General features: G+C 58.3%; 2 protein-coding genes. One reads left to right on the forward strand and one right to left on the reverse strand.

What is annotated here, in order from left to right:
- A partial coding sequence (locus LAT75_RS14540; protein ID WP_363320581.1) for a pitrilysin family protein occupies window positions 1–2,807 on the forward strand: 2,807 nt, incomplete at its 5' end.
- Window positions 2,808–3,032: 225 nt separating this feature from the next.
- On the opposite strand, the gene LAT75_RS14545 is transcribed toward LAT75_RS14540, so the two are convergent.
- The coding region (locus LAT75_RS14545; RefSeq protein ID WP_291483407.1) for a choice-of-anchor D domain-containing protein at window positions 3,033–7,496 on the reverse strand (4,464 nt) is incomplete at its 5' end.

A 7,496-nucleotide genomic window follows, 5' to 3' on the forward strand; every position in this document is an offset into this window, starting at 1 on the left:
CGCTTTTCGGACTGCTGCTGCTGCTTTTGGCTCCTCTTTCGGAGCTGAGCGCGCAAACGTCTGCCCATTCGCAGGACTTCGCTATCGGGTTCGAAAAATTTACCCTCGATAACGGTCTTGAGGTCATCTTTCATAAAGATTACTCCGATCCGGTAGTGGCTGTAAACCTCACTTTTCATGTGGGGTCTTCGCACGAGCAGCCGCACCGTACCGGGTTTGCCCACCTGTTTGAGCACCTGCTCTTCCTTGAGTCGGAGAATCTGGGCCGGGGCGGACTCGACGCCATGAGTGCGCGCATCGGCGGCAGCGGGGCAAACGGCTCCACCTCCCGCGACCGCACCAACTATTTCCAGACGGTTCCGAACGATGCCCTGGAGAAAATGATCTGGGCTGAGGCCGATAAACTCGGATTCTTCATCAATACCGTGAACGAGGCGGTGCTCGAAAAGGAGAAGCAGGTGGTGAAAAACGAGAAGCGTCAGGGTGTTGATAATGCCCCGTACGGCCACACCTTCTACGTTACGCACAAGGCGCTTTACCCCGAGGGGCACCCCTATAGCTGGCAGGTGATCGGCTCGCTTGAGCATCTGCAGGCCGCCACCCTCGACGATGTGTATGCCTTTTACAACGACTGGTATGTGCCGAATAACGCCACGCTGGTGATTGCCGGCGACTTCGACTCCGATCAGGCGCGGGCCTGGGTGCATCATTACTTCGATGAAATCCCCCGCGGGCGCGACATTCCCGAGGTTGTGCCCATGCCGGTGACCCTCACCGAAACGCGCCGGCTTTTTCATGAGGACAATTTCGCCCGCCTGCCGGAGCTGCGCTACACCTGGCCTACGGTCGAGCAGTTTCATCCGGACAGCTACCCGCTGGAGATCCTCACCGAGCTGCTGGCTTCCGGTAAAAATGCGCCCTTGTATCAGGTGATGGTCGAGGAAATGGAGATTACCGCTTCCCCCTTCATGTTTAACTTTACTGCTGAGCGCGCCGGTGAGGTGATTCTTGGCGTGAGAGCATTTCCGGGCATTGCGCTGGACCGCGCTGCGGAGGGCATCGAAGCGGCATTCGTGCGTTTTGAGGAGGACGGATTCTCCGAAAATGATCTTCAGCGGGTCAAGGCCGGCCTCGAAACTGATTATTACAACCGCCTGTCGAGCGTGCTGGGCAAGGCCATACAGCTGGCCGACTACAACATTCTTGCCGGCGATCCGGGCTATATCAACACTGAAATCCGTCACCTGCTGGCTGTTACGGCAGATGATGTGATGCGCGTGTTTCATCAGTACATCCGCGGCAAACATCACGTAGCTACGAGTTTTGTGCCCCGGGGTCAGCCGGAGCTGGTACTTTCCGGCTCGGTCGAGGCCGAAGTGACCATTGAACCGATTGTGGAAGGTGCCGAGGGGGAAGACTTCGTTCTGCCGCCCGATACCCCGTTTGAGCGCACCCCATCGCGCATCGACCGCTCGGCTGAACCGCCCTACGGTCCGGAGCCGCAGGTGAATGTGCCGGAGGTGTACATCACCGGACTCGCCAATGGCGTGCAGCTTTTTGGCATTGAAACCTTTGAACTGCCGCTGGCACAGTTTAATCTGCGCATCGACGGCGGGCAACTGCTGGATGCCGGTGCCGCGCCGGGAACGGCGAATATGGCGGCATCCATGCTGATGCGGGGTACGGCCAACCGAACCGCAGCCGAGCTGGAAGAAGCCATCGACCTGCTGGGTGCCCGCCTGAACGTGAATGCCGGCCGGCAGGAAATTACGGTTTCAGGCACGGTACTCACGCGTAATCTGCCAGCACTGATGCTGCTGGTGGAAGAGGTTCTGCTGCAGCCACGCTGGGACGAGCGCGAGTTTGAGCTTGCCCGGCAAAGCATCGCTTCATCCATAGCGCAGCAGCGCGGCAACCCGAACAGCATCGCAACCCTTCAGTTTAATGAGCTGCTTTACGGCGAGGGTCATGTGCTGGCCGGCAGCGTGCTGGGTACCGCAGAGTCGGTACAGTCGCTCACCCTGGAAGGGGTGCGGAGCTGGTATGAAGCCAACATCTCTGCCAATCTTGCCACCTTCCACATAGCCGGCGCGGTAACACAGGCGGATGCGAAAGAAATTCTGGAGCCGCTGGCACGGGCCATGCCGAACCATAATTTGTCGGTTCCGGTAATGCCTGAGCCGAATCCTGCAGCGGGCGGACGCGTCTATTTCTACGATGTGCCGAATGCGTCGCAGTCTGTCGTGCGCATCGGCTACCTGGCGCTGGCCGAAACCGATCCCGATTTTTACCCGGCCACGGTGATGAACTACATCCTGGGCGGGGGAGGCTTCGCCTCGCGCCTCACGCAGGAGCTGCGCGAAGGCCGGGGATACACATATAACATCGGCTCCTCGTTTAGCGGAGGCCCCTCGGCCGGCCCCTTCACCATCAGCACCGGAGTCCGCAGCAATATCACTTTCGAAGCGGTCGCGCTGATTCGCGAGATCCTGGCCGAATACGGCGATACTTTCACAGCCGAAGATCTTGAAAACACGAAGAGCTTCCTGCTCAAGAGCAACGCCCGGGCCTTCGAAACGCTTGGTGCCAAGCTGAACATCGCCCAAACCATGAGCCGCTACAACTGGCCGGCGGACTACATTCAGGAGCGGCAGCAGATTGTCCGCGACATGACCCTCGAACGCATGCAGGCGCTGGGCCGCACGCTTGCCGATCCCGACCGCATGATTTACCTGATTGTAGGGGATGCCGCCACGCAAAGAGACCGTCTCGAAGGGCTGGGGCTTGGGGAAGTCATAGAACTGTAGTGTAGTGCCGGGCATGGCCTTAAAGCAACATCCTGTAGGTGCCATCCCCGCATCCCATCCTCCTAAAAACAAAGCAGGAACCTAAACTTGCGTTCGGGTTCCTGCTTGTTCTTCAGCCGATAAATTGCCCCTGAACCGGCCGAATAATCATACCGGCCTCCCCGCCGGGGGATTCTGCAGAAAGCAGACTAACGGGGAAAGCCGGAATTTCCTTTGAAGTGAGGCTTATTTCACCAGCATCATTTTGCGGGTTTGTACCATTTCGCCTGCTACGATGCGGTAGATGTACACCCCGCTTGAGAGGCGTGAGGCATCAAAACTGACCGTGTACGTGCCTGCACTGATGCGGCTGTTCACCAGCAGCTCCACCCGCTGACCCAGCAGGTTGAACACCTCAAGGCGTACATCAGCCGCTTCAGGCAGGGCAAAGCTGATCTGCGTGGTGGGATTGAACGGGTTAGGATAATTCTGTTTCAGTTCAAACGCAAGGGGCACATCGGTTTGCGGATTAACAGAAGTAGGCTGGGTTACAAGCAGCTGACCGGAAACGTGGTACATTCCGTTCCAGAAACCGCCGCCGAGCTCATGGTAGCCGCCATATACGAAGCTGTGATCTTCCAGCTGAAAGCGGGTTGTGAAGTAGTACTCACCCGGCTCGAGATGGGCACCGGCCGTTGCGGTAAACTCCGCGCGCTCGTCGTGCATCTGGAAAAAGCTGCCTTCGGTCCAGACCTCTTCACCCCAGAAACCGGGATGCATATTTTCGGTATGGAAACCGACCCACATCCGGATGGGGGCATCATCCAGGCTCATAGACTCATCCATCGCCTGGACAAGTCCGTGCGTGGTGAAGTTTTCACCCTGTGCAATTTCGATCACATTGGGGTAGAGCAGGTTAGCCCAGCGCAGGCCGCTCTCGCTTTCGGTAACGGTGAGGGTAACCGGAATTTCAGCAAAAGGCGTGAGAGGTGAGTTGGTGCTGATGCGCAGGTTCACGGTGTAGGTGCCCGGCTCGAGATCAGCGGCTTCAACCATGAGCATCACATCTTTTGTATCGCCCGGCGCAATGACGCCCTGTGTGGGGTTGGCCGACAGAAAGTTGAGCATGGTTCCTTCCAGTTTGAAAGCAAGATTTGCAGCAGTCGGATCCGTAAATTCAGCGATGTCGGTCCAGTTAGTGAGGCCAAATCCAAACAGGTCGGCGGTATCGATAACCTGCGCGTTGTTGCCTCCTGTGCTGCTTGTAGCCTGATACCAGGCGCTTGCTGATCCGATATTGCCGTTCAGCATCGGCGCGGCTACCAGCCAGTAGGTGCCCTCTCCGAGGAGCAGGCCTTCGCCGTTTGCTTCCTGAAGATCGAGAATGAGGCGGGTTTGATGCTCACCGGTGTCACCGGAGTTAACCTGCTCAACAATGAGCCCCGGTGCGCCAAACTGACCGCTGAAGCTGAATACAGGCTCTGCACTATTGTTATCGGGATTGCCGGCGGGCTTGCCGTTGCTGTCGCTGTAGATGCTGAAAATCACGCCATTTGCAGCTTCCTGAATCGGAATTCCGTTTTGCAGAAACCCGCTCACAGTGATGCGCGCGATCTGAGCCGCACCATTTATCGTGAAATCATCGGCGGAGTAAACCCCTGAACCGTCGAGGCCAAAGCGTGAGCTCATAATGCCGTTGAAGCCATCCGGCTGCTGCTCCCAGATTATTTCCGGCTCGTTCATCAGGCCGGCATTGCCGGATGAAACGGGACGGTTTTGGAATGGCTGACTGAAGCCCTGCTGCGCCTGAACCAATCCGTCGAGCATCACTACGCCGCGGTTTGCAGCAGCTGCGGCAGTACCTGCAGCTGTGGTGTTGCGGATTCCGGCTGACTGCACCGGGCGCTCGCTGCCGTCCGGCATCTGAAGCGAAAGCAGGCTGAATTCGAGGTCGGCCGCACCGGTGTTGCTCAGGGTGATGATGCTGGTCTCCATCTCATTTTGGGGAAGTTCGAAACTCAGCGGTGTGGTATCAACCGAGAGGATGCCGGGGTCGCTCGCAGTTGCGCTCAGGGCGACGGTCACATCCCCCGAAACCGCATTGCTCACGGCCACAAATTCGCCGGTGAAGCTGCCGCTTGTGGTGGCCTCGAAGCGCACGCTTACGGCAGCGCTGTTGCCGGCAGCGAGGGTGAAGCCTTCTGCGTCGGTCGAGAAGCCTTCCCCGCTTACGCTAAAGGAGGTGATTTCCACCACATCGGTACCGGTGTTGGTGAGCACGACGCCCAGGGTACGGCTGCTGCCGTTGAACACGCTGCCAAAATCCAGCTCCGGACTTTCCGCGGCAAGGTCGGGCTCTCCGGCTACGGAGAGTTCACCCTCAATGAAAAACTGCGGGCTCAGCGGATCGTTGGTGAGCAGCAGCAGGCGGTCGGTGTAGGTGCCGGCAATCAGGTCAAGGGTGGAAATATTCAGGCTCACGGTTTCTGTGCTGCCGGGAGCTACCGTGCCGCTTGCGCTGCTTGCACCGGCAAAGAATTCGGCCGTCGAGCCGAGTCCGCCGAGGAGAATTTCGCCGGACCATACGCCGAAGTCGTGCGCAATCCAGCCGTTGCCGATCCAGATGTACACTTCTTCAAACTCCATGGGCTGCGCAAGGGTGATGGTTTCCTGTACGGGGGTTCCGCTCACGCTTGATGCACCCATGCTCCAGCTGATGCGACGGCCCGGCGCTGCATAGCTGAGGGTACCGCCAAGCTGCAGAAGCACATCGTTTGAGTGCTGAAGGGGCAGTTCTGGAGTAGCTGTAATCAGCACGGTAAGGTCGCTTGCCCAGGTAATTCCGGTTGCCTGATTGAGCACGAAGTCGGCCACAACCTGTTCCAGCGTACCGCTCACGGCTTCACCGATCAGTGTGAATTCACCGCCCTGAGCTTCAAATCCGTCCATTTCAATGAGGAAGCCCTCCCCGGTAGTAGCCGGCTGTGCAGCAGTGTCTTCATTTTCGGTTTCGCTGAAGCGGGCTGCAGCGCGGGCTACGGCGGCTGCATCCGCCTCTGTTGTGAGGCCTTTTGCATGTGCATCGAGCAGGAAACGGTCGGCGATGGCTCCCCGGTTGCCTTCGGTCTGTGCGAATGCGCCGGACGCTATGCTGCGGCTCAGGCCCTGCGCTTCACCGGTAAGAAGTGCGCGGTTTAGGCCGCGCTCAGCTACGTCAAAACGGGGGAAGCTGAAGCTCAGCGGACCGCTGCCGCTGTTGGTGATTTCGATCTCAGCTGTGGTGCTGTCGCCCGCGTCGAGAGCAAAAGTGAAGCTGAGCGGGCTTACATCCGCAAGCGGGCGCGCCACAACTTCGGCCTGCAGCGCTACGCTGAGGGTCGGATTCGCCGGATCATTGGTGTCGAAGGTGAGGCTTCCGTTAGCTTCACCCAGCTCGCTGGCAGTGAAGACCACCGCTACGGAGGCGGCTGCGTTCGGCGCAATGCTCAGGCTTTCGGTTTGTACAACAAAATCAGGATTATCGCCCGCGAAGTTGGAAAGCTCGAGGGGCGCGGTGCCGTTGTTGCGCACCATAAAGCTGCGGGTTTCTGTGTCTGATTCGAAAACCTGCCCGAAGGAAAGCACTTCAGAAAGCAGTTCGGCTGAAGGGGTACCGCTTACGTTAAGTTCTACCGGAAGCGTTGTGAATCCGTTAACCGGATCGTTGCTCAGAATGGCGAGCAGATCGGTGAAAGTACCGGCCACAAGCTCCTCAGCAGAAACAGAAAGGCCTATTTCGAGGGCTTCGCCCGGTGCTACGGTACCGGCTGAGGGGCTTGCATCGGTGATAAACGACGGGGCATTTGCCGTGAACGACTGAACGGTGATGGTGCCATCCCACACAGCCGGACCGCCGCTTGCCAGACCATGGCCAATGAACAGGTAGATGTTTTCCATCGGGATAGGCTCATCCGTCGCAAGCTGTATGAAAACCTGCGTTCCGGGTACCGGACTACCGCCGGTAAACCAACCAAATTGGAAATCGGCGTAAATATCGGTTCCGCCTAACTGAAACAAAAACTCCTCGGGATTGCTGAAATCAGGATTCGGTGATGTGGCGAACAGCAGGGTGAGGTCGTTTGCCCAGGTCGCGCTGTTATTTTCGGTGAGGACGAAATCAGCGTTTATCACCTCAATGTTACCGCTCAGCGAGCCGGAAACACGGGTGAAGGCACCGGGTGCCGGGCTAAATCCATCCATCGTGATTACAAACGGCTCAGAGGCAAGGCCTGCACCGGTGCCCGGCTGTTGAGCTGTGATGCCATCCCCCGAAAACGCCTGCTGCTCAAGCAGTTCAGCGGCAAAATCTGGCAGGGCAGCGAGGGTGCCGTTTGCAACGGCGTGCATCAGGCTGCGGGCGTTGAGGTAATCCGTGGTGGGCTGGTCAAAAGCGGGATTCTGCATTACCGCACCGGCGCGGCCGCTAAGCAAACGCTGTGAGCTGTCGAAAGCGGGGATGGTGAAATTGAGGTCGCCTTCACCATTGTTTTGGATGAAGAAGGATGCGCTTCCGGTTTCGCCTGCGGCGAGGCTGAGGCTCAGCGCACCTGGCTCGAGCCCGATCAAAGGCGCGCTTACGCCCGTTCCGCTAAGGGCAACCGTTAAGGCCAAATTTTCGGAATCGTTGGTGGAAAAGCTGAGCGTGCCGGTTTCTGTACCGGGGGCACCGGC

It is taken from the genome of Cyclonatronum sp., from assembly GCF_022565315.1.
GTDB lineage: Bacteria > Bacteroidota > Rhodothermia > Balneolales > Cyclonatronaceae > Cyclonatronum.